The sequence below is a fragment of the Pseudochrobactrum mosebachae genome (assembly GCF_048914685.1).
In the GTDB taxonomy this organism is placed as follows: domain Bacteria; phylum Pseudomonadota; class Alphaproteobacteria; order Rhizobiales; family Rhizobiaceae; genus Pseudochrobactrum.
In genome coordinates, this window is the sequence record NZ_CP128408.1 from 2151296 (window position 1) to 2174101 (window position 22806).

The 22806-nt window shown below is 50.5% G+C and carries 22 protein-coding genes; 12 read left to right on the top strand and 10 right to left on the bottom strand.

Annotated features, from left to right (window positions below):
- Positions 1 to 83: 83 nt before the first annotated feature.
- Positions 84 to 2078, bottom strand: coding sequence for a transketolase (gene tkt, locus MP213Fo_RS09870; RefSeq protein ID WP_421088856.1), 1995 nt, complete (start codon positions 2076 to 2078; stop codon positions 84 to 86).
- 414 nt (positions 2079 to 2492) lie between these two features.
- Here tkt and MP213Fo_RS09875 point away from each other — a divergent pair, with 414 nt between their 5' ends.
- The 5 genes from MP213Fo_RS09875 (at position 2493) to MP213Fo_RS09895 (ending at position 6072) form a co-directional block, all read left to right on the top strand.
- Positions 2493 to 2765 carry a DUF4164 domain-containing protein gene (locus MP213Fo_RS09875; RefSeq protein ID WP_421088857.1) on the top strand — a complete coding sequence of 91 codons (273 nt, stop codon included), beginning with the start codon at positions 2493 to 2495 and terminating at the stop codon, positions 2763 to 2765.
- 105 nt (positions 2766 to 2870) lie between these two features.
- Entirely contained in the window at positions 2871 to 3236 is a 366-nt protein-coding gene (locus MP213Fo_RS09880) for a cell division protein ZapA (RefSeq protein ID WP_421088858.1), read from the top strand.
- 353 nt (positions 3237 to 3589) lie between these two features.
- Positions 3590 to 4195 (top strand): 5-formyltetrahydrofolate cyclo-ligase, encoded by a 606-nt coding sequence (locus MP213Fo_RS09885; RefSeq protein ID WP_421088859.1) that lies wholly within the window; start codon positions 3590 to 3592, stop codon positions 4193 to 4195.
- Between the two features lie 40 nt (positions 4196 to 4235).
- Positions 4236 to 5060, top strand: a complete 825-nt coding sequence (locus tag MP213Fo_RS09890; protein WP_421088860.1) for a TIGR00282 family metallophosphoesterase — start codon at positions 4236 to 4238, stop codon at positions 5058 to 5060.
- A 274-nt stretch (positions 5061 to 5334) separates the two neighbouring features.
- Complete coding sequence (locus MP213Fo_RS09895; protein WP_421088861.1) at positions 5335 to 6072, top strand: TerC family protein; 738 nt, start codon at positions 5335 to 5337, stop codon at positions 6070 to 6072.
- Positions 6073 to 6153: 81 nt separating this feature from the next.
- On the opposite strand, the gene MP213Fo_RS09900 is transcribed toward MP213Fo_RS09895, so the two are convergent.
- Positions 6154 to 6729, bottom strand: a complete 576-nt coding sequence (locus MP213Fo_RS09900) for a biotin transporter BioY (protein ID WP_421088862.1) — start codon at positions 6727 to 6729, stop codon at positions 6154 to 6156.
- A gap of 234 nt (positions 6730 to 6963) precedes the next feature.
- On the bottom strand, positions 6964 to 7650 hold the full coding sequence (locus MP213Fo_RS09905; RefSeq protein WP_421088863.1) for a GntR family transcriptional regulator: 687 nt from the start codon (positions 7648 to 7650) through the stop codon (positions 6964 to 6966).
- 356 nt (positions 7651 to 8006) lie between these two features.
- Between MP213Fo_RS09905 and MP213Fo_RS09910 the strand changes: the two genes are divergently transcribed.
- On the top strand, positions 8007 to 8753 hold the full coding sequence (locus tag MP213Fo_RS09910; protein WP_421088864.1) for a YebC/PmpR family DNA-binding transcriptional regulator: 747 nt from the start codon (positions 8007 to 8009) through the stop codon (positions 8751 to 8753).
- 448 nt (positions 8754 to 9201) lie between these two features.
- Positions 9202 to 9987: a glutamate racemase gene (locus tag MP213Fo_RS09915; protein ID WP_421088865.1), complete on the top strand. Its 786-nt coding sequence runs from the start codon at positions 9202 to 9204 to the stop codon at positions 9985 to 9987.
- A gap of 116 nt (positions 9988 to 10103) precedes the next feature.
- Here the strand turns inward: MP213Fo_RS09915 and rpmE are convergent, their stop codons facing one another.
- Complete coding sequence (rpmE, locus tag MP213Fo_RS09920; protein ID WP_421088866.1) at positions 10104 to 10325, bottom strand: 50S ribosomal protein L31; 222 nt, start codon at positions 10323 to 10325, stop codon at positions 10104 to 10106.
- 183 nt (positions 10326 to 10508) lie between these two features.
- On the opposite strand from rpmE, the gene MP213Fo_RS09925 reads away from it, so the two are divergent.
- Entirely contained in the window at positions 10509 to 12314 is a 1806-nt protein-coding gene (locus tag MP213Fo_RS09925; RefSeq protein ID WP_421091096.1) for an ABC transporter transmembrane domain-containing protein, read from the top strand.
- A gap of 58 nt (positions 12315 to 12372) precedes the next feature.
- On the opposite strand, the gene MP213Fo_RS09930 is transcribed toward MP213Fo_RS09925, so the two are convergent.
- The 6 genes from MP213Fo_RS09930 to MP213Fo_RS09955 form a co-directional block, all read right to left on the bottom strand.
- Positions 12373 to 13401, bottom strand: a complete 1029-nt coding sequence (locus MP213Fo_RS09930; RefSeq protein ID WP_421088867.1) for a peptidoglycan -binding protein — start codon at positions 13399 to 13401, stop codon at positions 12373 to 12375.
- Positions 13402 to 13412: 11 nt separating this feature from the next.
- Positions 13413 to 14402, bottom strand: a complete 990-nt coding sequence (locus tag MP213Fo_RS09935) for a MotA/TolQ/ExbB proton channel family protein (protein ID WP_421088868.1) — start codon at positions 14400 to 14402, stop codon at positions 13413 to 13415.
- Positions 14403 to 14803: 401 nt separating this feature from the next.
- Positions 14804 to 15595 (bottom strand): inositol monophosphatase family protein, encoded by a 792-nt coding sequence (locus tag MP213Fo_RS09940; protein WP_421088869.1) that lies wholly within the window; start codon positions 15593 to 15595, stop codon positions 14804 to 14806.
- Between the two features lie 221 nt (positions 15596 to 15816).
- Positions 15817 to 16377 (bottom strand): elongation factor P, encoded by a 561-nt coding sequence (gene efp / locus MP213Fo_RS09945; protein WP_421088870.1) that lies wholly within the window; start codon positions 16375 to 16377, stop codon positions 15817 to 15819.
- Positions 16378 to 16718: 341 nt separating this feature from the next.
- A complete protein-coding gene (locus MP213Fo_RS09950; protein ID WP_421088871.1) occupies positions 16719 to 17915 on the bottom strand; it encodes a tetratricopeptide repeat protein in 1197 nt (398 codons plus the stop codon).
- Between the two features lie 12 nt (positions 17916 to 17927).
- Positions 17928 to 18614, bottom strand: a complete 687-nt coding sequence (locus MP213Fo_RS09955; RefSeq protein ID WP_421088872.1) for a thiamine phosphate synthase — start codon at positions 18612 to 18614, stop codon at positions 17928 to 17930.
- Positions 18615 to 19100: 486 nt separating this feature from the next.
- On the opposite strand from MP213Fo_RS09955, the gene MP213Fo_RS09960 reads away from it, so the two are divergent.
- From MP213Fo_RS09960 to ruvA, 4 genes are all read left to right on the top strand, one after another.
- Positions 19101 to 20315, top strand: a complete 1215-nt coding sequence (locus MP213Fo_RS09960) for an OpgC family protein (protein WP_421088873.1) — start codon at positions 19101 to 19103, stop codon at positions 20313 to 20315.
- Between the two features lie 706 nt (positions 20316 to 21021).
- Positions 21022 to 21561 (top strand): DUF1465 family protein, encoded by a 540-nt coding sequence (locus MP213Fo_RS09965; protein WP_421088874.1) that lies wholly within the window; start codon positions 21022 to 21024, stop codon positions 21559 to 21561.
- 77 nt (positions 21562 to 21638) lie between these two features.
- Entirely contained in the window at positions 21639 to 22172 is a 534-nt protein-coding gene (gene ruvC / locus MP213Fo_RS09970) for a crossover junction endodeoxyribonuclease RuvC (protein ID WP_421088875.1), read from the top strand.
- Positions 22169 to 22786 carry a Holliday junction branch migration protein RuvA gene (ruvA, locus tag MP213Fo_RS09975; RefSeq protein ID WP_421088876.1) on the top strand — a complete coding sequence of 206 codons (618 nt, stop codon included), beginning with the start codon at positions 22169 to 22171 and terminating at the stop codon, positions 22784 to 22786. The genes ruvC and ruvA overlap by 4 nt, the downstream gene beginning before the upstream one ends.
- Positions 22787 to 22806 lie beyond the last annotated feature (20 nt).

Sequence of the window (22806 nt, forward strand, 5' to 3'; positions counted from 1 at the left end):
TAGGCGGGTGATATCCGCTTTTATTACATGTGGTGAAGTTGATAGAGAACGGGCCGCTTTCGCGGCCCTGATTATAAGGTTAGTCAGGCTGTGTCGCCAAGCTTGGCAACAGCTGCAGCAACAACTGCATCAGCAGTGATACCGAAATGCTTGTACAGTTCATCAATCGGGCCCGAAGCGCCAAAGCCCTTCATGCCGATAAATGTGCCATTGTCACCGATGAAACGGCACCAGCCCATGGAAATTGCTGCTTCAACAGCAATGCGCACCGGCGCAGTCCCGATCAGGGCCTTCTGATAGGCAGGGGTCTGGTTTTCAAACAGTTCAAAGCAAGGCACGGAAACCACGCGGGTGGCAATGCCCTGTGCTTCAAGCTGGGTACGGGCGTTGAGTGCAATCTCAACTTCCGAACCGGTAGCGAAAATGGTGACCTTGGCATCATCAGATGCAGTGGCCAGCTCATAAGCACCATAAGCGCAAAGATTTTCTTCATCATGCTGCGTGCGCACTGTCGGCAGATTCTGACGGGTCAAAGCCAGTGTCGACGGTGTTTTGGTTGAATTCAGCGCCAGCTGCCAGCACTCTGCGGTTTCAACCGCATCGGCAGGGCGGAACACATTATGGTTAGGGATTGCACGCAAGGCGGCCAGATGCTCAACCGGCTGATGGGTCGGGCCATCTTCACCAAGACCAATCGAATCATGGGTCATGACGTAAACAACGCGGATACCCATCAAGGATGACAGGCGCATAGCCGGACGCGCATAATCGGAGAAACACATGAAAGTGCCGGAATAAGGAATAACGCCGCCATGCAGTGTCATGCCGTTCATGGCCGCAGACATGCCAAGCTCACGGATGCCGTAATGGACGAAGCGGCCTTTATAGTCATCCGGTGTGATCGGCTTGGTCTGCGAGGTCAGGGTGTTGTTGGAGCCGGTCAGATCGGCGGAGCCGCCAATGGTTTCAGGCACAACACCATTGATAACTTCCAGCGCCATTTCCGAAGATTTACGGGTGGCAACCTTAGGCTTATCTTCAACCAGCTTTTTCTTGTAATCAATAATGGTTTGGTCAAATGCGCTTGGCAGATCACCGCGCATACGGCGTTCAAATTCTGCACGAACCGATGCATCGGTGGCAGCAAAACGCTTTTCCCATTCAACGCGCTTTTTAGCGGAATTAAGACCGGCCAGACGCCATGCATCCAGCACATCCTGCGGTACAACAAACGGTTCGTAATCCCAGCCGAGTGCTTTGCGGGTATCTGCAATTTCCTGCGCGCCAAGTGGTGAGCCATGAACCTTATTGGTACCGGCTTTGTGCGGCGAGCCGTAACCAATGGTGGTTTTGCAGGCGATCATGGTTGGCTTGTCGGAGGCTTTGGCAAATTCAATGGCCTTAGCAATCGCATCCTGATCGTGACCGTCTACTTTCAGTGTGTTCCAGCCCGATGCTTCAAAACGTGCGCACTGGTTGGTGGAATCGGAAAGCGAGATCGGGCCGTCGATGGAGATATTATTGTCATCCCACAATACGATCATACGGTTGAGCTTGAGGTGGCCTGCAAGCGTAATCGCTTCCTGGCTGATACCTTCCATCAGGCAACCGTCACCAACCAGAACATAGGTGTGGTGGTTTACCAGAGCATCGCCGAATTCCGCATTCAGAATGCGTTCTGCCAGAGCCATACCAACGCCGTTGGCAATACCCTGACCAAGCGGGCCGGTTGTGGTTTCAATACCGGCGGCATGGCCATATTCCGGATGACCGGCAGTGCGATGACCGAGCTGGCGGAAATTTTTGATTTCATCAAGCGTGATGTCTTCATAACCGGTCAGATACATCAGAGAATAAAGCAGCATTGAACCATGGCCGGCTGACAGCACAAAACGGTCACGGTCAGGCCAAGTGGTGTTTTGCGGGTCGTGAGACATGAAACGGGTGTAAAGCGTGGTCGCAATATCGGCTGCGCCCATTGGCAGGCCCGGATGGCCCGAATTTGCTTTTTCCACAGCGTCCACGGACAGGAAGCGGATCGCGTTGGCCATCTGGTTCTGTTTTTCGGAATTACTCATGGTTTCGGCTGACTTTCCTGTGGTGACCTGCAGGGTGGGCTACGCAGAGTAAGCCTCAAGCATTGGCAGGTTTGTGGGCATTAGGACATTACTTGCAATAAAAAGATAAAAATACCTCTTCCGCAAGGGTTGGGGACACATAACATTTGCATGAAGAGAGTCAACAAAGCGCTGGCGTTCTCTACGGGAATCAGCAGGTTTGAGCCCTGCATGCGACACAGTGTGCGCTCTTAAAACGGTTAAGTTACGGCAATAAGCGCCAAATGCCGTGTCGATTATCGTGTATGAGTTATCAGCATTGTGTGTCATTTGTTGCTTCACAGCATTGTGCTTATTAAAGTGACGCAGATTTTGCCGCTTCCGGCATGACGATTCGGCCTATTTCAGATGCCGTAATCGGCAAAGGGAAACATTATGGCTTCGGAAATTACGCTCAGACAGGCGATTGAACAACTGGAAAAAGCATTGGTGACGCTGGAGCAAGCCGTGGAAATGCGGCTTGATAAAGAAGGCGATTTTGCTGAGGCTGAAGAAGAGGTGCAGCGTATGAACGCTGACCGCTCGAAACTGGCACAGGAACTCGATACTTCAGAAGCGCGCGCGGAGCGGCTGGAAACAGCCAATCGTGAAGTATCGCGCAGGCTGGTCACGGCAATGGAGACGATCCGCACGGTTCTGGATCGCTGAGCTCGTATAGGTGATTTGGTTAAAGTACTTGCCTGACAGATTTTAGCGGCTATTTACTGTTTAAATCGCAAAACAACACAATAAAAGCGGCGGCACGGAGGTTCCATGGCAACAGTAACAGTGACAATCGATGGCAAAGCCTATCGTATGGCCTGTGACGAAGGGCAGGAAGAGCATCTTTCGGGTCTTGCTGACCGTTTTGATCAATATGTCATGCATCTCAAAGGTTCGTTCGGTGAGATCGGCGATCAGCGCCTGACGGTGATGGCCGGTATTATGGTGATGGACGAGCTGGCTGAATTGCAAAAGCGGATGCAAGGGCTGGAGAATGAAGCGGAAACGCTGCGCCGTTCCCGTGATGATGCTTTGTCGCGTGCCGATAAGAGCGAAGTTGCGCTTACCAATGCGGTTGTTCATGCTGCCAGGAAAATTGATGGTCTGGCCAAGAAAATCGCTCCGCGTAGCAATTGATACAGGCCTGCACAGGGTGGCTGAGCCGGTTGATAGGGACTTGCAAAAATAAATCAGTATTTTGTACGGTTGTTGTATTCGCCTACTGGCGCGAAACTCTATAAGCGCCTATATTGTGTACAGGCGAACTGCACATCCCGACAGAAGACACTTATACCTCGGGGCCTTACTGATCTTTAGGGGACTGTCCCTGGGGAGGCTCGTGGGCTTCTTCATATGGTTCCCACCTACGTTGTAGGCACCCAGAGGATCAACCTCTTCATCGTTTGTCGTGGTCGCCGCTTTTCCTTCTTTTACCAATTTGCAATCTGCCTTGTTTTTCTGTCTTATCAGGCAGGGAAATAATAAGGGCAATGAGCGTGAGTGATTTGAAAGCGCAAAAAGATGCGACGCGTAAAACCGTATTGCAGGCGCGTAATGCTTTACCTGAAGCTGTTCGGCAGAATGCCGCGCAAGCTGTTATGGAGCATTTTTTAAAAGAGCTGAATTTACACGCATTGAATATTCCGGCCGGGGCAAGTATTTCCGGCTTCTGGCCGATCCGCTCGGAAATTGATCCGCGACCGCTGATGCAGGCGCTTGAACAACGCGGCTTTCAGCTGTGTCTCCCTGCGGTTCTGGATACGCAGACCATTGAATTTCGCGCTATGTCTTTCACTGACAGGCTGGTTGAAACCGGCTTTGGCACATATGGACCCGCTGAAAATGCCGCTATTATTGCACCTGATGTGATGCTGGTGCCATTGGCAGCATTTGACAGGCATGGCCAGCGTATTGGCTATGGTGCAGGCTATTATGACCGTGCAATTGCGGCTTTACACCATAAAAACAAGTTTCCGCTGCTGATAGGTGTTGCGTTTGATGTGCAACGGGTAGATCAGATTGCATATGAGCTACATGATGTGGCATTGAATTATCTTCTGACAGAAACCGGTCTCATTGCTGCCCAGCACGGGTAGCTGATGGAAAAAACGGAAAACAAGCAGGTTTTAAGGTTATATGCGCTTTTTATTCTTAGGTGATATGGTTGGCCGCACAGGTCGTATGGCAGTGTTTAATCAGCTGCCGGGTTTGATTTCAGATCTTAAGCTCGATTTCGTTGTTGTTAATGGTGAAAATGCTGCTGGTGGTTTTGGGGTTACGGAAGAAATTTTCCATGAGACCATCCGCGCCGGTGCTGATGTAATGACCACGGGTAACCATGTCTGGGATCAACGCGAAGCCCTTGATTTTTCCAAACGTGAAGACCGCTTTTTGCGTCCGGCCAATTTCCCTAAAGGAACGGCTGGCAAGGGCTCAGGCCTGTATATTGCTAAAAATGGGGCGCGTGTTCTGGTTGCCAATATTATGGGACGCGTTTTTATGCATCCTGATCTTGATGATCCGTTCAAGGCTGGTGAAGAAATTCTGGGCGCATGCCCGCTTGGCGAGCATGCAGATGCGGTTATTTTTGATTTCCATGCGGAAGCCACCAGTGAAAAGCAGTGTTTTGGCCATTTTGTAGATGGTCGTGCCAGTCTTGTGGTGGGAACGCATACTCATGTGCCGACCGCTGATGCGCAGATTTTAACCAATGGCACCGCTTATATGTCGGATGCGGGTATGTGTGGTGATTATGATTCATCCCTCGGGATGGAGAAAGAAGAGCCGCTGAACCGCTTCCTGTCAAAGGTACCTAAAGGCCGTTTTGAGGTTGCCAGTGGTCCCGCGACAATCAGCGGGCTGTGTGTCGAGATTTCGGATCGTACCGGGCTTGCTGAAAAAGTGGCGCCATTGCGTATCGGACCGCGGCTAGAGCCTGCAATGCCAAGTTTCTGGTCGTAATACCAGTGTAGTATTATATCAGTGTTAAGACGTTTTGAGCCCCGTTTGTCTGAAAGGATAGACGGGGCTTTGTTATAAGCCCATGCGGCTTATATTATATTACAAACAGATATAATAAGTTGGCGCAGGTATTTATTGAAAAACCCTCAGACAGTTCCCATTTGCTGTGCTCCTGTGGTGCAATTTTGCCGGTGTTCCGGTTTGAGAGCTGCGCTGCAGTACAGGTCTTCATACAGCACTGCAATCTTAATTATCGGACGCAAAGGGCGCCTGAATGGAATTTTTCGCTGAGTATTTTGGATTCTTGAACAGTCCTGCGGGATGGGCTGCTTTGATCACATTGCTGGTCATGGAAATTGTTCTCGGTATTGATAATCTGATTTTTATTTCCATTCTGACAAATAAATTGCCGGAGCATCAGCAAACCAAGGCTCGTCGTATCGGTATTGGCGCTGCGCTTATTTTGCGCCTTGGCTTATTGTTTACCATTTCAATTATTGTGCAGATGAAAGATCCGGTATTTGAAGCCTTCGGAAATGCTTTCTCATGGCGTGATATTATTCTGATCACTGGTGGTTTGTTTCTGGTTTGGAAAGCGACAAAAGAAATTCACCACACTGTCGACCCTGATGATGCGAAAGCAGGTCTTGGTAAGGTTGTAACGCTCAGTATGGGGGCTGCTATTACCCAGATCCTGTTGCTTGATCTGGTGTTCTCGGTCGATTCTATCATAACCGCGGTTGGTATGACTGATGAGATTGTAATTATGGTGATTGCTGTGGTTGGCGCAGTGACTGTGATGCTGCTGGCCGCTGATCCGTTGTCGCGTTTTATCAGCGCGAACCCTACTATTGTGATGCTCGCGCTTGGCTTTTTGCTGATGATCGGTATGACGCTGATTGCTGACGGTTTCGGATTTCATGTGCCGAAGGGCTATATTTATGCGGCAATGGGTTTCTCGGCGCTGGTTGAAATGCTGAATATGCTGGCCAGAAAACGTAAAAAATCCTGACAGTAAAGAATAGCAGTTATAAAAAAAGCCGCGTTGCAGGGTTCTGCAGCGCGGCTTATTCGTCTTGGGAGACTGTATTAATTAACCGTCTTTGCGAAACGATGCTTTGAGGATCGCTGCGCCAAGTGCTGATTTGAGAACGCCACCGATGATGAATGGTGTTACGCCAAACAGAATGGCTTTTTCAGCACCTACCGACAGGCTCAGCCAGGCTGCGCCAACTACGAGAGACAGAGCATTGGCCATCAGAAATGCAGCGAAAGCTTTAGGCAGGCTGCCGCCGTTCCAGCCGCGCTCGGCAAGGTAGCCAGTAAGGGCTGCCAGTGCAGGGAACGCAAACAAGTAACCGGCTGTCGGGCCAACAAAGCTGGCAATTGAGCCGCTACCGCCAGCCAGAACCGGCATGCCCATAGCAGCCTGGCCCAACCATGCGAAAACGGTGAGGGCGCCAAGACGCCAGCCATAAAGCGCGCCGATCAGTGGTACCATCAGCGTCTGCAATGTGATTGGCACCGGCAGCATCGGTACAGTGATCTGTGAAGTGAGCGCGAGAATCATGGTGCCTGAAACAACGGCAAGCAGTTTCATGGCAGCGCTGCGATTGCTGAGATTGAGCGGGCTGAAAGCCGGATTACGAACTGCATGTACGTTAGACATGAAAAGCTCCTTCTGAAATTATAGATAGTTTGCAGGGTGCGCCTATCGAATAACAGCATTATGTTAAATTATCGGGTTTGGCCAGACGGATTTTGAGCTAATATGTTGGTAAATAGTGAAAAAACTAATGATACTTGATATGAAATTGCCTATAAAGAGATTTGTGGCGTAATTAAATGATTGTTTTTAATGCTAAAATTAATTATTATAGATAATTTATGATTTGAGCTATCTTTAGCCGACAATAGCAAAAGCATCACGGACTTTGCCGGAAGGGCTAATCACAGGTTTGCGACCTATCCACTGGACGTGGCGGGTCAAAATGCTTGCGGCCTGTTCCACATCGCCTTCTCTTAAAGCGCTCAGAATAGCCAGATGATCGTGATCGGTGCGGGCTTCCCACTCTGCCCGCCATGATACAAACAAAAAGCGGGCACTGGCATCGTGCAAGTCATCAATTGTTGCCAACAGGCGTGGCATAGCGCAGGGCGTAATCAGCAGGCGGTGAAAGCGGCGGTTGGCGGCTTCCCATGACTGCACATCGCGTGAATTGTCACCGGCATGGGTTGCCTCTTCTGCCTCATCAAGAATAGCGCGTGTGAGATGCGGTGCGGCATGGCGCAGAGCCAGGACTTCAAGGGCTGCCCGCATTTCAGCGACTTCACGGATTTCTTGAAGTGAGAAAGAAGCCACGCGCACGCCGCGCCGTGGCTCTGAAACTGCCAGTCCTTGCGCCTCAAGGCGGCGGAATGCTTCACGCACCGGCACATGGCTGGTACTGAACTCTTCGGCAATATGATCCTGACGCAATTTCGCTCCGGGCTCAAGCTCGCCTGCAATAATGCGTTGCGACAGAATGCGGCTAATTTTTGCAGCAATGGTGTCAGCTTTTTTTCTTGGCGGGTTTGGCTGGTCGGTCACGTCAATACAGATCCGGTTTGACGGGCAATAAGAGTGTGCCCGTGAATTGCTGCATTGATAAAACGCATGAAGCGCCGTGTCCAGCTTTACAGTCATGCAGTTTCAGGAACTTAAGCGCTGAGTTCTTGCTTATTACCGGGCAGGGATGGTGCATGCGGGCTGCAAATCCCTATCTGCGGGCGGTAAAATGCGGTATGCTGGTGGTTCATGCAGATGTGGTATGCGGTGTGGCTGGACGTGGCGCGCCATTTTCCCTATAAGGCCAAGCATTCCGCAGGGGTTATACAAAATGCTGCGCGTGTATGTGTAGCATTATCAACCCCGTGCCCATTCTTTTGAACCTGAACAGGGGTGCTATGGCCGGCCATTCACAGTTTAAAAATATTATGCACCGCAAAGGCAGACAAGATGCCGTGCGGTCTAAAATGTTTTCCAAGCTTGCACGCGAAATTACAGTTGCGGCCAAGCAAGGGTTGCCTGATCCTTCCATGAATGCGCGTCTGCGTCTGGCTATTCAGAACGCCAAAGCGCAATCAATGCCGAAGGACAATATCGAACGTGCTGTTAAAAAGGCATCGGGCGCTGATTCCGAGAATTATGATGAAGTGCGCTATGAGGGCTATGGTCCGGGTGGTGTGGCCGTTATTGTGGAAGCATTGACCGATAACCGTAACCGCACCGCATCGAATGTGCGTGCAGCTTTCACCAAATCGGGCGGTGCTCTTGGTGAAACCGGTTCGGTTGGTTTCATGTTCTCCCGTGTCGGTGAAATTGTTTACAGCTCTTCAGCAGGCGATGCCGATACGGTTATGGAAGCCGCGATTGAAGCTGGTGCCGAAGACGTGCAGACAGATGAGGAAGGCCATGTGATTACCTGTGCCTTTGAAGATCTTGGTGAGGTGTCTAAGGCGCTTGAAGCCGCACTTGGCGAGGCGCAATCGATCAAGGCCGTCTGGAAGCCACAGACATCGGCGCCGGTTGATGAAGACCGTGCGCAATCGGTTTTGCGTCTGATCTCCACACTCGAAGATGATGACGATGTACAGCATGTTTATGCCAATTTTGAAGTCAGTGATGAAGTGCTAGCAAAATTGAGCGTTTAAGGCTTTTCCAAATTAAGATATAATCAGCGCCGGAAACATCATGTTTCCGGCGCTTTTTTTGTGATTGTTTTGATGGAGTTTTTCAGGCGCTGAAAATTATTGACCTGTAGGACTTGGCAGCTACAAGACCGGCACTAAATTGTTAAAGCATGGCGCAGTTTAAGGAGCGCTTTTTGCAGTTCCATTTGATAATTGCGACTAAGTGATACTTTACAAAACCTGGGCTCGTGTAATCAATATGGTTTACTGCGGCATGCTCAGAGCAGTTTCAGGAAAAGTGGCAGCCGGTTTTCCGTCCGAAACTGCGTTTAAACAAACAGATAGAGCGGTTTTCTTGTTTCAAGGAAAAGTGAAAATGCTCTAGCGCGGTTTATGTTCAGGGCAGATCACAAAGTTTGCTCTGGGCTTTTTTTATGATCGCAGGAATGTAATCCGGAGGGGTTTTATAGTGCATAGACCTATTGCTGTTTTTGATGCCGGTATCGGCAGTTATGCCGTGGTTGCCGAAATACGCAAACGTCTGCCGCAGCAGGATATTCTATATTTTGCCGACCGTGCCAGTTTTCCCTATGGCGGAAAAACCCGAGCAGATTTGCTGGCTGTCATGCGTCGTACCATCAATTATCTGGCCGAGTTTAATCCGTCTGCTATTGTGATCGCTTCCAATGCACCATCGATTATGGTTCTGGAAGAGTTGAGTATGGACAGCCATTTGCCGTTATTCGGTGTCTATCCGCCATTGCGTGAGGCGTGGGGTCTGTCTCATAGCGGGCAGGTCGGAATTATGGGCGTGCAGTCACTGGTTGAGAGCCCGATGATTAGTGACTATGTGGCAGAGAACAGCGCCTTTAGTGAGCAGGTTGCACTGATCAATGCCTCTGCGATGGTCGAGCTAGTGGAGACGGGGGCTTTTCTGTTCGCACCGCAGCAGACGCAGACAGCTGTAGACGCGTTTTTACATGATGTTTTTATCAAGTATCCGGATATTGATGTGCTGACCCTTTCCAGCACGCATTTGCCATGGCTGCGCCCGTTTTTTGAAGCGGCACGACCGCGGTGCCACTTTCTTGATCCGGCCAAAGATATGGTTGCGCGGATTGGTGAAGGCACCAAAGGGCAGGGCAAGATCCGTGCGCTGGTGACCGAAGATGAACGCTATGATCTGGAGACGTTCCGCCGGATGCTGCAGGCAATCGGTGTTGATATTCCGCTGGAATCAGTACGGCCTTATTAGAGGGCATCGCGAATAATGTGCGGCCACTTTATGTTTGAAAAACAGACTATTTTAACATAAAAAAAGCTCCGCGTTTGCGGAGCTCTTTTGTATCGTTTCCGGAGAAATATCTGAACTCAGATACCCAGATTGCCGAAGCGATTCTTGAACTTGGAAACGCGGCCACCGCGATCAAGCAAGTTCTGGTTGCCACCGGTCCAAGCCGGATGGCTCAAAGGATCGATATCGAGGTTCATCGTATCGCCTTCTTTGCCCCATGTGGAGCGTGTGGAATATTCAGTACCATCAGTCATCACAACTTTGATGGTGTGGTAATCCGGATGAATTTCTGCTTTCATAGTCAGCTTCCTGAAAGGTTTATGGCATTTAGCCACGTTCCGGTCACCACCGGAACTGCGGCAGATACGCCCACTTGTCTCATTGAAGCTGCAGACAATACGGCTACGGCTTCCAAAAGGGTTGGGGAGCCTATACATCAGGCTACAGCTAATAACAAGGGCGCAATCTCGCAAGCAAGCATAATGGCAGTGACGATTTCACACGAAAAAGCGGCTCAGGAGATGGATACCGGCAAAAAATCGCGCCGGTCCCTGAAGCCACTTGCACGAATCTTTCCATACATCCGTCAATATCCTCGTTCGGTCGCCGGTGCACTGATTGCGCTGGTGACTGCGGCTGTGACGACGCTTATTCTGCCGGTTGCTGTGCGCAGCCTGCTGGATAACGGCCTCACAATTGCTGATAGCGGCTTTATTGATACATCTTTTGCTGCACTTATGCTGCTGGCGGCCGTTTTGGCGGTGGCATCGGCTGCGCGTTATTATTTTGTAATAACGCTCGGTGAGCGCATTGTTGCGGACCTCAGACGTGACGTTTTTGCGCATGTCACCCGCTTATCACCGGCGTTTTTTGATCAAGTGCAATCGGGTGAGATTGTATCACGGTTAACCGCCGATACGACACAGGTCAAATCTGCAGTGGGGGCAACGGCCTCGATTGCTTTACGTAATCTGATTCTGGTGATCGGTGCTGTTGCAATGATGGTGATCACCAGCCCTAAATTATCGGCGCTGGTGCTGGCGGCCATTCCGCTGGTGGTGTTGCCACTGGTGGCCTTCGGGCGTTCTGTACGCCGCCGTTCGCGCCGCGCACAAGATGAGCTGGCGCTGGCAACCGCTTATGCAGGCGAGAAAATTGCCGCGGTACGCACCGTGCAGGCTTTTACCCATGAAGGACCGGCTATTCAGCATTATTCAACTGCGGTTGATGATGCCTATGATGCCGCACGGCAATCGATTCTCTCCCGCTCGATATTGACCGCCTTTGCGATTTTTATTGTATTTTCCAGTGTGGTGGCTGTGTTGTGGTTCGGCTCTCATGATGTGATGAGTGGCCGGATGAGTGCAGGCACGCTGGGGCAATTTCTGATTTATGCGGTTGTGGCCGCCGGATCTCTCGGCGCTTTGTCTGAGGTTTGGGCAGAGCTTGCACAAGCGGCTGGTGCTGCCGAACGGCTGGTTGAACTGCTCAATGAAGAATCGGCAGTAACATCACCGCTGAAACCTGTGGCGCTGAACAAGGTTGAGGGCCGTGTTGAGTTCTCTCATGTGGATTTTGCTTATCCGACACGGCCGGATAGTCAGGCTCTGCATGATATGAGCTTTGTGGTTGAGCCGGGCAAAACTGTTGCGATTGTGGGGGCTTCAGGCGCCGGTAAATCCACGCTGATCGGCTTGTTGCTGCGTTATTATGATCCGCAGCATGGTACAATTATGCTCGATGGTATTGATCTGCGGGCATTGTCGCTGGACGATTTACGCGGAAATATTGCGCTGGTGCCGCAAGATGTAACGATCTTTGCTTCATCCATCCGTGAGAATATCGCTTTTGGACGGCCTGATGCCACGGATGCCGAGATTATCGCGGCAGCACAATCAGCGCAGGCGCACGAGTTCATCATGGCACTGGAAGGCGGCTATGAGGCGCAGGTTGGCGAGCGCGGTGTTATGCTCTCCGGCGGTCAGCGCCAGCGTCTGGCCATTGCCCGTGCCTTGCTGCGTGACGCACCGGTCTTGTTGCTGGATGAGGCAACCTCGGCGCTCGATGCGCAAAGTGAAATGCTGGTACAAAAAGCGCTTGAACATTTGATGCAAGGGCGCACGACTCTGGTGATTGCCCACCGGCTGGCCACAGTTTTGAAGGCGGATCATATTCTGGTTATGGATCAGGGACGCATTGTTGAGCAGGGTACGCATGCAACATTGAGCAATCAGGCTGGTGGTATTTATGCCCGTCTTGCCAATTTGCAATTCCAGCAGACCCATTGATAAAAAGCCCCGCATCACGATCGTTTTAAAACGGTTGGTGATGCGGGGCTTTTTATTGTTATTTTTCTGTCAGTTTCAACTCGATACGACGGTTGCGGCCCCGGGCATCTGCACTGTCATCGGCTTCTAATGGTTGATACTCACCAAAACCCGCAGCGACCAAACGGTTGGCTGGCACACCATTCGCGATCAGATATTTGACCACTGCAATGGCACGCGCTGAGGATAAATCCCAATTATCGCGATAGCGCCCTGTGCCGGATAAAGGCAGGTTGTCGGTATGACCGTCAACGCGCAACACCCAGTTGATATCGTCCGGAATTTCCTTGTTGAGCTCAACCACCGCATCGGCCAGTTTTTTCATCTCCACCAGCCCCTGACTATTGATATCCGCAGAGCCGGTTGGAAACAGCACTTCAGATTGAAACACGAAGCGGTCGCCGACAATCCGGATATTTTCACGGTCAGAGAGAATTTCGCGCAAGCGACCGAAAAAGTCTGATCGATAACGATTAAGCTCCTGCACGCGCTGGGCAAGTGCCACATTCAGTCTTTTGCCAAGATCGGCTATTTTGGTGTTGGATTCGCGATCACGCGCTTCAGAAGCATTCAGCGCATCTTCCAAGGCACCGATTTGGCGACGCAGGGCTGCAATCTGCTGGTTGAGAAGCTCTACTTGCGATAACGCACGGGCGCTGACCTGTTTTTCCGCATTCAGCGATTGTGACAATTCTCCGGCGCGTTGTTCGGCTTCTCCACCGGAGCCTCCGGATGATAACAGCGTTTGCAGGCGGGATTTTTCACTTTCCGCAGCGCTGAGGGATGCTTGCAGGCTGGCGAGTGTATCTTCCATATCCTGCCCTTTGCCACGCTCCAGCGACAAAAGTTCAGTCAATTCACTGATCTGGCTGTTGAGCCGGTTGAGCACGGAATCCTTGTTGTTAACCTCTTGACTGAGCACAAATTGCATCAGCACGAAGACGGAAAGCAGAAACATGATTGCCAGCAGCAGGGTAGACAGGGCATCAACAAAGCCCGGCCAGTAATCTACATGGCGTTCACTACGACGATTGCGGGATAAGGCCATCGGTTCAAGCCCTATTTTTCGCGCTTGGTGGCGGAGAGGATAGCGTTCAGTTTTTCAACAGTCTGGCGTAGTGCTTTTTGTTCTTCAGCCTGCCGCTCAACCCAGTCGCTCATGCTTTGCTGATCATGACGCATGGTTTTAACCAGAGCCTGCACACCATCGGCCAGATTGGCAAGGGCGGCGGTGGTGCGCTGGCTGCTGCCGCCGCTATCCTGCATGGTCTGCAACCGGTCAGAGAACAGGCGGATTTCCTCAAGCGTGTTGCTGCCGTTTTCAACGCTGACTGGCATGTCAGAATTGAGATCGGTGACGGAAGACAGCCAGTTTTCGAGCTCGGTATAAAAGCGATTTTGTGCGCGACCTGCTTGCAGATCAAGAAAGCCCAGAATAAGCGAGCCTGAAAGCCCGAAAAGCGAGGAAGAGAAAGCCGTGCCCATACCGCTCAGGGGCGCTTGAAGTCCGCTTTTGAGCGAATCAAGCATGCTGCTGGTATCGCCGGATTTGGGATCAAGCGACTGAATGGTCTGGCCAATAGAGCCGATGGTTTCGAGCAAGCCCCAGAAGGTTCCGAGCAGGCCGAGAAACACCAATAGCCCAATCAGATAACGCGAGACATCACGGCTTTCATCAAGACGGGTGGCAATGGAATCAAGGATTGAACGCATGGATGAGGTTGAAAGCGCCATGGATTGACGACGCCCGATCAGGGCGCGCATTGGTGCGAGCAAAACCGCATCATTCGCGCTGTCATCACCGTTGCGAAATGAATTGACCCAGCGGATTTCAGGCACCAGACGCAGCACCTGCGTAAAAATGAGGATAATACCGACCAGTAACACACCGAGAATTAAACCGTTAAGACCCGGATTGGTAATGAAAAATGTTTGAATCTGACGACTGAGCACCAATGCCAGAAACGCCACCAGCATGAGAAAGACGATCATTGTCATCAGAACCATGCGCGGACTGGAAAGCCGGTTAGGATCGTATTCAGTGCCCATCTTAATATCCCGCTGTGCCATGTTTTTCTCTCGCCTGAAGTTGGGATGCATCACTGCAATTGCGTCTTGGAACAAGACGCTACTGTAAAATCGAGAAAACAGAAACTTTAATTCGCTGTTTGCCTTATTCTATTCACGCCGTTCGGGTGAAACCAAGGCGTTACAAATAAAAATCCCCTGCTCATCATCGACGGGCAGGGGATTGGATGTTTAAGCCGGTACTAAAGCAGTTTCAGGAAAAGTGGGAAAAGGTTTTACGTGCGAACTGCGTTTAAACAAACAGATAGAACAGGTAACGTTCAGGTTGGAACGCAACGCTCGCTCTGGATTTTAGAGCTTTCGCATTCTCATATTTATCAAGTTGTTTCAACCTGATAGTGAAATGCTCTAGGCCCGCTTTATCAGACAGGCTTTTTCAGAACACGCAACAGCTGGCCATGAATAACTTCGTTGCCGGCGACAATGTTTTTCTGCTCATACATGTCCTGCTGGCCATTTTTGTCTGATACGAAACCACCGGCTTCACGTACCAGCAGCATACCAGCTGCCATATCCCAAGGTGAAAGCGGCTCATCCCAATAACCGTCAACGCGACCGGCAGCGACATAAGCCAGTTCCAGAGAAGCCGCACCAAAAGCGCGCATACCGGCTGCTTCACCCATAACGTTACGCAGCTCGATCAGATAATGACCATGCTTGCCACGTCCGAGATGCGGCATGCCGTGGGTAATGACCGAATCGGAAATTTTGGTACGGGCAGCTACACGCAAGCGGCGATCATTGAGGAATGCTCCGCCACCGCGCTCTGAGGTATAAAGTTCGTCAGTGGCCGGATTGTAAACCACACCAGCAACAACCTGTCCCTGACGCTCCAGTGCAATTGAAACGGCAAAGGTCGGAATACCGTGAAGAAAGTTGGTGGTGCCGTCCAGCGGATCGACAATCCAGCGGTGCTGGCTGTCAGCGCCTTCAACTGCGCCGCGTTCTTCCATCAAAAAGCTGTAATCAGGACGCGCACGGCGCAGTTCACTGAAAATAATATCTTCTGCTTTTTTATCGGCCTGGCTTACATAGTCGCCTGGACCTTTTAATGAAACCTGCAGGTTCTGTACTTCGCCGAAATCACGCGTCAGTGAACGTCCGGCTTTGATTGCGGCCTGAACCATAACGTTGAGTATTGCTGAGCGCGCCATAATTTTTCGTCCTGTAAGTGCATAAAGGAGCCTGAGGATGAGTCTTCACTGCAGGCCGCATCTGTTTATGCGTTGGAGTTTAAACGGTAATATCACCCGTGAAGCAATCTCCGCGGATGAAAAACTTTTATTATTATTGTTTGAAGCGCCGGTTACCTGTGGTGGAAACCGGCACTGTAATATTTGTGCGCTTTCAGGCGCGAAATAGATATGCTGCTTTATTAAGCACGTGAAACATAAGTCAGTTCGTTGGTGTCAACGATAATGCGCTCACCCGAGGAGATGAATGGCGGTACCAGAACGCGGATACCGTTTTCCAGAATCGCAGGCTTGTAAGAAGATGCTGCGGTCTGACCTTTAACAACTGGATCAGCTTCTGTAATCGACAGGGTAACCTGATCCGGCAAACGAATGCCGATCGGACGCTCTTCGTGCATTTCAACAGTAACCATCATGCCGTCCTGAAGGAATGCTGCACGTTCGCCAACAAATTCTTTGTTCAGTTCAAGCTGTTCATAGCTTTCTGTATCCATGAAAATCAGCGCTTCGCCCTGTTCATAGAGGAAGGAGAAGTCCTTCTGCTCAAGACGGATGCGTTCAACAGTTTCAGCTGAACGAAAACGCTCATTGAGTTTGGTACCGTTGATGAGGTTTTTCAGCTCAACCTGATTATAGGCGCCGCCCTTACCAGGCTTAACTGCATTGCACTTTACTGCTACCCACAGGCCGCCATCATGTTCAATAACATTGCCAGGGCGGATTTCGTTACCATTGATCTTCATATGTATAAAATCCGGAATTAGTGTGAACGTCTCCAGAGCATTTAATGACCGTTAGGGTCAGGCTATTTGCTCTGCTTATTTTTTGTTTATGCATGTCCTGAACCCGAAAACGAGGTTGGTTTTCAGGCGACATGTTCTGTGAGCTATCCTTTGGAACGTCACTTGCCTGATCTTTCAACCGCTGCCGGTTTCAAGAAATAAACGTCAGGCTGTGTCAAAGGGCGCTCAAACCATATCAATCGGCGTTTCAAGACCATAAATCTGCTATTTTGGCAAGCCTGATGCAGGTTTGCACCGCTACTATGTTATTGAAAACCGCATTTCTGCACTCAACTGTCCACTCAGCGCAGATTGTTTGCACGCGAAATGGCTTCCTGAATCTCACCGTCGGTTAGCCCGTCCATAAAGGAATCAAGGTCTTTGGCGGTTAATTTGGAGCGTCGTGCCTGTATATACCAGGCGGCAGCCTCAATGGAATTACCGTCTGTGCCTATACCATCGCGGTAGAGGCGGGCAAGGCGGGCCATAGCCGCAACATTGCCACCGCGTGCTGCCGTTAGCATCCAGCGAAAGCCGGCCTCGTAATTGCGCTCGCCGCCACGGCCTTCAACCAGCCATGTACCAAGATCAAGCTGAGCAGTGTCATAATTCTTGCGCGCAGCACGCAGCAGATAGTCGCGCGCTTTTGCATCATCGCGTTTTACTTTAAATGTGCCATTGGCCAAAACTTGGCTCACTGCATATTCGGCATCCGCGAGTTGCGCCTCAGCCGCTTTTTCAAACCATGGCCATGCATCATCAAGCCCTTGGGTGCCTGAATGGCGCATCATTAACATCTGGCCATAGTTGAATTGTGCCATAGCATTGCCGGCCTCTGCAGCTTTTTGCATCAGATTCTCGGCTTTTTTTGCGTCTTTTTTTATATAACGCCCCTGTAGCAACATTGCTGCATAGCGGAATTGCGCTTCATGTTCGCCCTGTTCGGCAGCCAGCCCGTACCAATGTGCGGCCTGTTTCTGGTCGGCTTTTAAGCCAAGGCCACGGGCATAAATCTCTGCAACCAGGGTTTGCGCCGCCGGATCACCGGCTTTGGCGCGTTCCAAGCCCAAGTTGAACGCTGTCAGATAAAGACCGCGCTGAAAGGCGCCAAAAGCCGCATCGCCAACTTTGGCTCCAAAACGCGTTTCGTTAAAGACCGGCATCGCGTCTGTGGAGGCAGGTTGCTGCAACATGTCAGACTGATCAGGTGTACCAGACATGGAGCCGGCAAGCTCCGGAATGATGAAGCCGGTTGAAACCGCCGGAACATCCAGCAGGCTGGCTGCATCAGGTATTTTTGCGGTTGCATCCGTATCGGCACCAGATGATTTTGTGGCGCTGGTGCTGTCCTGCTGTTTCTCCGCATCTGTTTTCACAGTCTCGGCGGCCTGTTTCTCGGGCGCAGGTTTAGTTGTTTCCGCAGCCAGTGCAGAAAACGCAAAACAAGACAGCCAGATTGCACAGAGATTCTTAAACAGCAGGTTTTTTTTCAGCATCATTTTACTCTGTGATCATTTGGTTTCGGCAGCCAAAGCGGCAGCTGTTGCTGCTGCGGCCAAAGCATCAAGCCGGTTATTGGCATCGGTAATAATCTGTGCCGGATTTTCCGATGCAAAGACTGCCGCGCCCAGTGCAATAAACTCAGCGCCGGTTGCAAAACATTCATCCAGATCGTCAAGTGTGGCACCAGCTTGCAAAATAGCAGGAATTTCAACCATGGCAGCCCACCATTCTGCCAGTGACAGATTGCGCGGATGCGCTTCCGGCTTGGTATCGGCACCAATTTTGCCGAAGAACATATAATCCGGCTGCAACTCACCAACCTCAAGTGCGGCATGGCGCTCTTTGACATTGCCGGTACCAACAATAAGCTTTGGTGTATAGCGCTCAATCGCATCAGCAATATCAGGGCGGGTGGCTTCAATATGCACACCATCAGCGCCGACACGGCCAGCGGTGCGCGTGTCATTGAGAATAATTGCTGCAGCACCTGCCTTTTGAATTTTCGCAACAGCCGTCGTGGCAAAATTCTGGAAGGACGCTTCGTCAGCTTTAGTATTATCAAGGATGACGCTGGAGATATCACCGGCGGCAAGGGCAGTATCAAGCGTGTTCAGCAGAGTATCTGCTGTGTGACCTTCAGCTGAAGGCGATGGGACGACCAGAACCAGACGCGGACGGTTTGCAGGAAATTTCATAAGATGAGGCCTCGTTGAGGGGGCATGGCTAGCCCATAAAAGTGGCAGAGTTCGGGACAATGCAGCTGTTTTTGTGATGTAAAGCCCGGATCATTACCTTCTGTTTAGAACATAATCACGCAAAGGTAACAGGAATTTTCAAGTGCTTTTGGCGTAAACAGATAAATCATATATTTTACAATGGTTTTCTGCGATTTAGCTTTGGCGTTATACACTACGGAAACTGGTGTTTTTAAGCGCTGAGCCAGACCAATGTGGCATGTAAGCGTTAACGGGGTACGCGCTTGGAGCTGCCCTGTTACAACAGGTCAGCTGTCGTTTTGTTTAACTTCGGAAAATAATGTGATGGGAGTGAGGGGGGATATGCCGCTTTCGTGACCCATTTGGGGCTTATTGTTTTATGAAGGCAAATTGCTTCTGAGACGTGTTTCGCTGCGTTTGCGTGAAACATATTTGCGGCAAGTTAGATAAAGAGCAGGCTGGCAGATGACAAATAGTACCGGACAAAACACGATGGTGAAAATGCGCGATACGCGCCTTGATGTTTTCAGGGCGCTGGCATTGCTTAGTATTTTTATCAACCATGTGCCGGGTACTGTTTTTGAAAAATTCACCCATCGGGAGTTTGGTTTTTCCGATTCCGCTGAGGCATTTGTGCTGATTTCCGGCCTTGCTGTTGCGCTTGCCTATAGCTCTAAATTTGTTGAAGGCAACCGCCTGCTGCTGACCTTAAAAATGGCCCGCCGGTCGATGACATTGTATATGGCGCAGATGATGACGACGTTCATCACGCTGGGTATTTTTGCGTTTACCGCGATTTACATGAAGCGGCCGGAGCTGCTTGAGCAGATTAACATCAAAACAGTTATGGACCAGCCCGCACAGGCATTTGTGGGGCTGGTAACGCTTGGCCACCAGCTTGGGTATAATAATATTTTGTCGCTCTATCTGGTGCTGATGCTGTTTGCGCCGATTATGCTTTATCTGTCACGGATCAGCATTTCGCTGATGCTGACGATTTCCGGCGCGATCTGGTTTCTCTCCGGCTATTATCAGATTGCGCCAATGAATTATCCGACACAGGGTGTGTGGTTTTTGAATCCGCTGTCATGGCAGTTCCTGTTTGCTATCGGTATAGGTGCTATGACTTATGCAAAGCAGGGCGGGCGCTTTGATCAAAACCGACCATTAATGATTGCAGCTATTGGTTATCTGGTGTTTTCTTTGCTGTGGTTGCGTGTGCCACATCCGAACTGGGATATTTCTTTTGGTCTGCCGGTGGTACTGACCGGATTTGATAAGACCTATCTGTCTGCCACCCGTTTGTTGCATGTGCTGGCAATTGCCTATGTGATTGCCGGTATTCCGGCGCTATCGGCAAAAGCGCGCCTTGATATGCGCCACCCGCTGGCATTGCTTGGCAAACACTCACTGCCGGTTTTTATCGCGGGTACAGTTCTGGCGATGATCGGCCAAGTGTTGCGTCAAGTTTATCCGGTCAGCCTGTCATTTGATACATTGCTGATTGCCACCGGTATTCTGGCACAGTTTGCGCTGGTCTATTATCTTGAATGGCTGCCACGCATTGGCTGGAAAGGCAAAGCACCTGCCAAAAGTCCGACGCCGGAAACCCGCCATACCGAGAACCGGCCTAAGGTGCCACAGATACCGGTACGCCCGCGGTCGGTAAGCGTTTCCTGATGTAGTTGCAGTTGCAAACTGGTAAATTAACCAAATATTAAAGTTAACGAAACAATATAGACATATCCGGCATTGTCGGATTCTTACCGAGTGGACTTGTCCCTCTGTATGACGCCTCCCTGTTAAACTTCTGAGAGCCGCTGTTGCGGCTCTTTTTTTGTTTAAAGTCGGGCTAGAGCGGGTAACGTTCAGGTTGGATCGCAGCGCTCGCTCTAGATTCTAGAATTATCGCATTCTCATACCTATCAAGTTGATTCAACTTGATAGTGAAATGCTCTAGAGACACGGGAAGCAGATTTATACCCAGCTTTTGTGGAAAACCAGTCTTGCAAGCCCGCATAGTTAAAGTGTCGCTTTGATATGAGTATCCAAGTCGATTCTATTTAACATATTGAACTTATTGTTTTTATTCTTTTGATACTGCGTATTCGCTATAGCAAGCGGAAAATCAATTTTCATCTTTCTTTAACCATATTATTGCGCGAGCGTGTATGAGCGTGCATTTTACTTGGATAGGTTATGGGCTGACGGTTTTTTCCTGACCCGCTTTATGGTGCAACCAAGCTAGGTGCAGCCTGAATAAAAGGGATTCGCTGGTTTTACGGCTTAAAACCAGTGCGAAACAGTTGAATCTCTTTTGTCCTGGTGCTTGTCAGAAATTGCAGTTGTGCTCATTATGAGCGCTGTTGCCAGTGAGCAGAACAATATGATGGAACAGACACATCGCAGAGACAATATGGGTACGGATAATATGATCCGCCTATCGGAACGGATGGTCTTTTCAGACAGCTTCAAGCCGCTTTACAATGAGGGGATGGCGCTGGTTGAAGAAGCTGCCGCCTATCTCGATGGTGAGGGCAAGGAAGCCGCTAGCCTGTTGTCGCATAAAGCGGCAACGCTTTATGCTGCTGAATCTATGCGACTGACATCACGCCTGATGCATATTGCATCATGGCTTTTGCTGCTGCGCGCCAGCCGATCCGGTGATATGCCACGTGATATGGTGGCAAAAGAAAAGGCTAAAGTGAGCCTTGAAACATTTTCAGCCGGTGAAACGGCCACTGGCTGGCAGGAATTGCCTGACGTGTTTCGTGATATGATTACCCATTCGCTGCATTTTCAGGATCGTGTACGCTGCATGGATGGCGATAGCTATCATCAGCCGATCCGCGATCTGGTTGAACGCAAAGGCAATCCGGTTTCTGACCAGATCGTGCTGCTGCGCACAGCTTTTGGCGGCAACTAAGCTTTTTTAATCGCAATGTTTCCATTTTGTTCACATTTTGATTGTTGAGTGCGCCTACCTCAAGGTAAGGTCAGCATATGAAACAGGCGATTCGCATTATTGGTATTGATCCGGGATTACGGCACACCGGCTGGGGTGTGATTGAATCTGCGGGTAACTCGCTGCATTTTGTGGCATCCGGCACGATTAATTCCGATGCCAAGCTGGATCTGGCCTCACGCCTGCGGCAGTTGCATGAGGGGTTGAGCGCGGTCATGCATCAGATGATGCCGAATGAAGCCGCTGTTGAACATACATTTGTCAATAAAGATGCCGCCGCAACGCTGAAGCTCGGGCAGGCGCGTGGCATTGCGCTTTTGGTGCCGGCACAAGCTGGCTTGCGCGTTGCAGAATATGCGCCGAACGCGGTCAAAAAGTCGGTGATCGGCGTTGGTCACGGTGAAAAACAACAAATCCATATGATGGTTAAAGTGCTGATGCCGCGCGCGAGCTTTGATAGCAGTGATGCGGCTGATGCGCTGGCGATAGCTATTTGCCATGCCCATAACCGGCACAGCCTGTATAATCTTGCAGAACTCAAGAAAAGCGGAAGGATTGCAGCCATATCATGATCGGGAAGCTGAAGGGTGTTGTCGATGAGATTGCTGACGATCATGTCATTCTTGATGTGCATGGTGTTGGCTATGTGGTTTTTTGTTCGGTTCGCACGCTCGGTCATTTGCCGGCAAGTGGTGAAGCAGCAATTTTGCTGATTGAAACCTATGTGCGTGAAGATGTGCTGCGGCTCTATGGTTTTGGCACTGCGCTTGAACGCGAGTGGTTCCGTTTACTGCAAAATGTACAGGGTGTGGGCGCCAAAGTGGCTCTTGGCGTGCTTGGTACGCTGACACCGTCTGAGCTCGCCAATGCGATTGCGTTGCGCGATATTGCGATGGTTTCACGTGCACCTGGTGTTGGCAAAAAAGTTGCCGAACGTATTGTGACCGAATTGAAAAATAAAGCGCCTGCCTTTGCTGGCGAGGCGGCTGGCAATATCGGGCTGAAGCAGGAGATCGGTGCGGGCGTTGCGTCAACTGCCGTGAGTGATGCAGTTTCTGCCTTGAGCAATCTTGGCTATTCCCGCGATCAGGCTGCCAATGCAGTGGCGAGTGCTCTGCATGAAGCCGGTGAAGATGCCGATTCTGCAAGGCTGATCAGGCTTGGCCTCAAAGAGCTGGCGCGATAAAATGAGAGCATTTTCATTGT

What these genes read in the sequence shown, in the direction of transcription:
- tkt (WP_421088856.1), bottom strand. Translation starts at nt 2,078, where the DNA reads ATGAGTAATTCCGAAAAACAGAACCAGATGGCCAACGCGATCCGCTTC.
- MP213Fo_RS09875 (WP_421088857.1), top strand. Translation starts at nt 2,493, where the DNA reads ATGGCTTCGGAAATTACGCTCAGACAGGCGATTGAACAACTGGAAAAA.
- MP213Fo_RS09880 (WP_421088858.1), top strand. Translation starts at nt 2,871, where the DNA reads ATGGCAACAGTAACAGTGACAATCGATGGCAAAGCCTATCGTATGGCC.
- MP213Fo_RS09885 (WP_421088859.1), top strand. Translation starts at nt 3,590, where the DNA reads ATGAGCGTGAGTGATTTGAAAGCGCAAAAAGATGCGACGCGTAAAACC.
- MP213Fo_RS09890 (WP_421088860.1), top strand. Translation starts at nt 4,236, where the DNA reads ATGCGCTTTTTATTCTTAGGTGATATGGTTGGCCGCACAGGTCGTATG.
- MP213Fo_RS09895 (WP_421088861.1), top strand. Translation starts at nt 5,335, where the DNA reads ATGGAATTTTTCGCTGAGTATTTTGGATTCTTGAACAGTCCTGCGGGA.
- MP213Fo_RS09900 (WP_421088862.1), bottom strand. Translation starts at nt 6,729, where the DNA reads ATGTCTAACGTACATGCAGTTCGTAATCCGGCTTTCAGCCCGCTCAAT.
- MP213Fo_RS09910 (WP_421088864.1), top strand. Translation starts at nt 8,007, where the DNA reads ATGGCCGGCCATTCACAGTTTAAAAATATTATGCACCGCAAAGGCAGA.
- rpmE (WP_421088866.1), bottom strand. Translation starts at nt 10,325, where the DNA reads ATGAAAGCAGAAATTCATCCGGATTACCACACCATCAAAGTTGTGATG.
- MP213Fo_RS09925 (WP_421091096.1), top strand. Translation starts at nt 10,509, where the DNA reads ATGGCAGTGACGATTTCACACGAAAAAGCGGCTCAGGAGATGGATACC.
- MP213Fo_RS09930 (WP_421088867.1), bottom strand. Translation starts at nt 13,401, where the DNA reads ATGGCCTTATCCCGCAATCGTCGTAGTGAACGCCATGTAGATTACTGG.
- MP213Fo_RS09935 (WP_421088868.1), bottom strand. Translation starts at nt 14,402, where the DNA reads ATGGGCACTGAATACGATCCTAACCGGCTTTCCAGTCCGCGCATGGTT.
- MP213Fo_RS09940 (WP_421088869.1), bottom strand. Translation starts at nt 15,595, where the DNA reads ATGGCGCGCTCAGCAATACTCAACGTTATGGTTCAGGCCGCAATCAAA.
- efp (WP_421088870.1), bottom strand. Translation starts at nt 16,377, where the DNA reads ATGAAGATCAATGGTAACGAAATCCGCCCTGGCAATGTTATTGAACAT.
- MP213Fo_RS09950 (WP_421088871.1), bottom strand. Translation starts at nt 17,915, where the DNA reads ATGATGCTGAAAAAAAACCTGCTGTTTAAGAATCTCTGTGCAATCTGG.
- MP213Fo_RS09955 (WP_421088872.1), bottom strand. Translation starts at nt 18,614, where the DNA reads ATGAAATTTCCTGCAAACCGTCCGCGTCTGGTTCTGGTCGTCCCATCG.
- MP213Fo_RS09960 (WP_421088873.1), top strand. Translation starts at nt 19,101, where the DNA reads ATGACAAATAGTACCGGACAAAACACGATGGTGAAAATGCGCGATACG.
- MP213Fo_RS09965 (WP_421088874.1), top strand. Translation starts at nt 21,022, where the DNA reads ATGATGGAACAGACACATCGCAGAGACAATATGGGTACGGATAATATG.
- ruvC (WP_421088875.1), top strand. Translation starts at nt 21,639, where the DNA reads ATGAAACAGGCGATTCGCATTATTGGTATTGATCCGGGATTACGGCAC.
- ruvA (WP_421088876.1), top strand. Translation starts at nt 22,169, where the DNA reads ATGATCGGGAAGCTGAAGGGTGTTGTCGATGAGATTGCTGACGATCAT.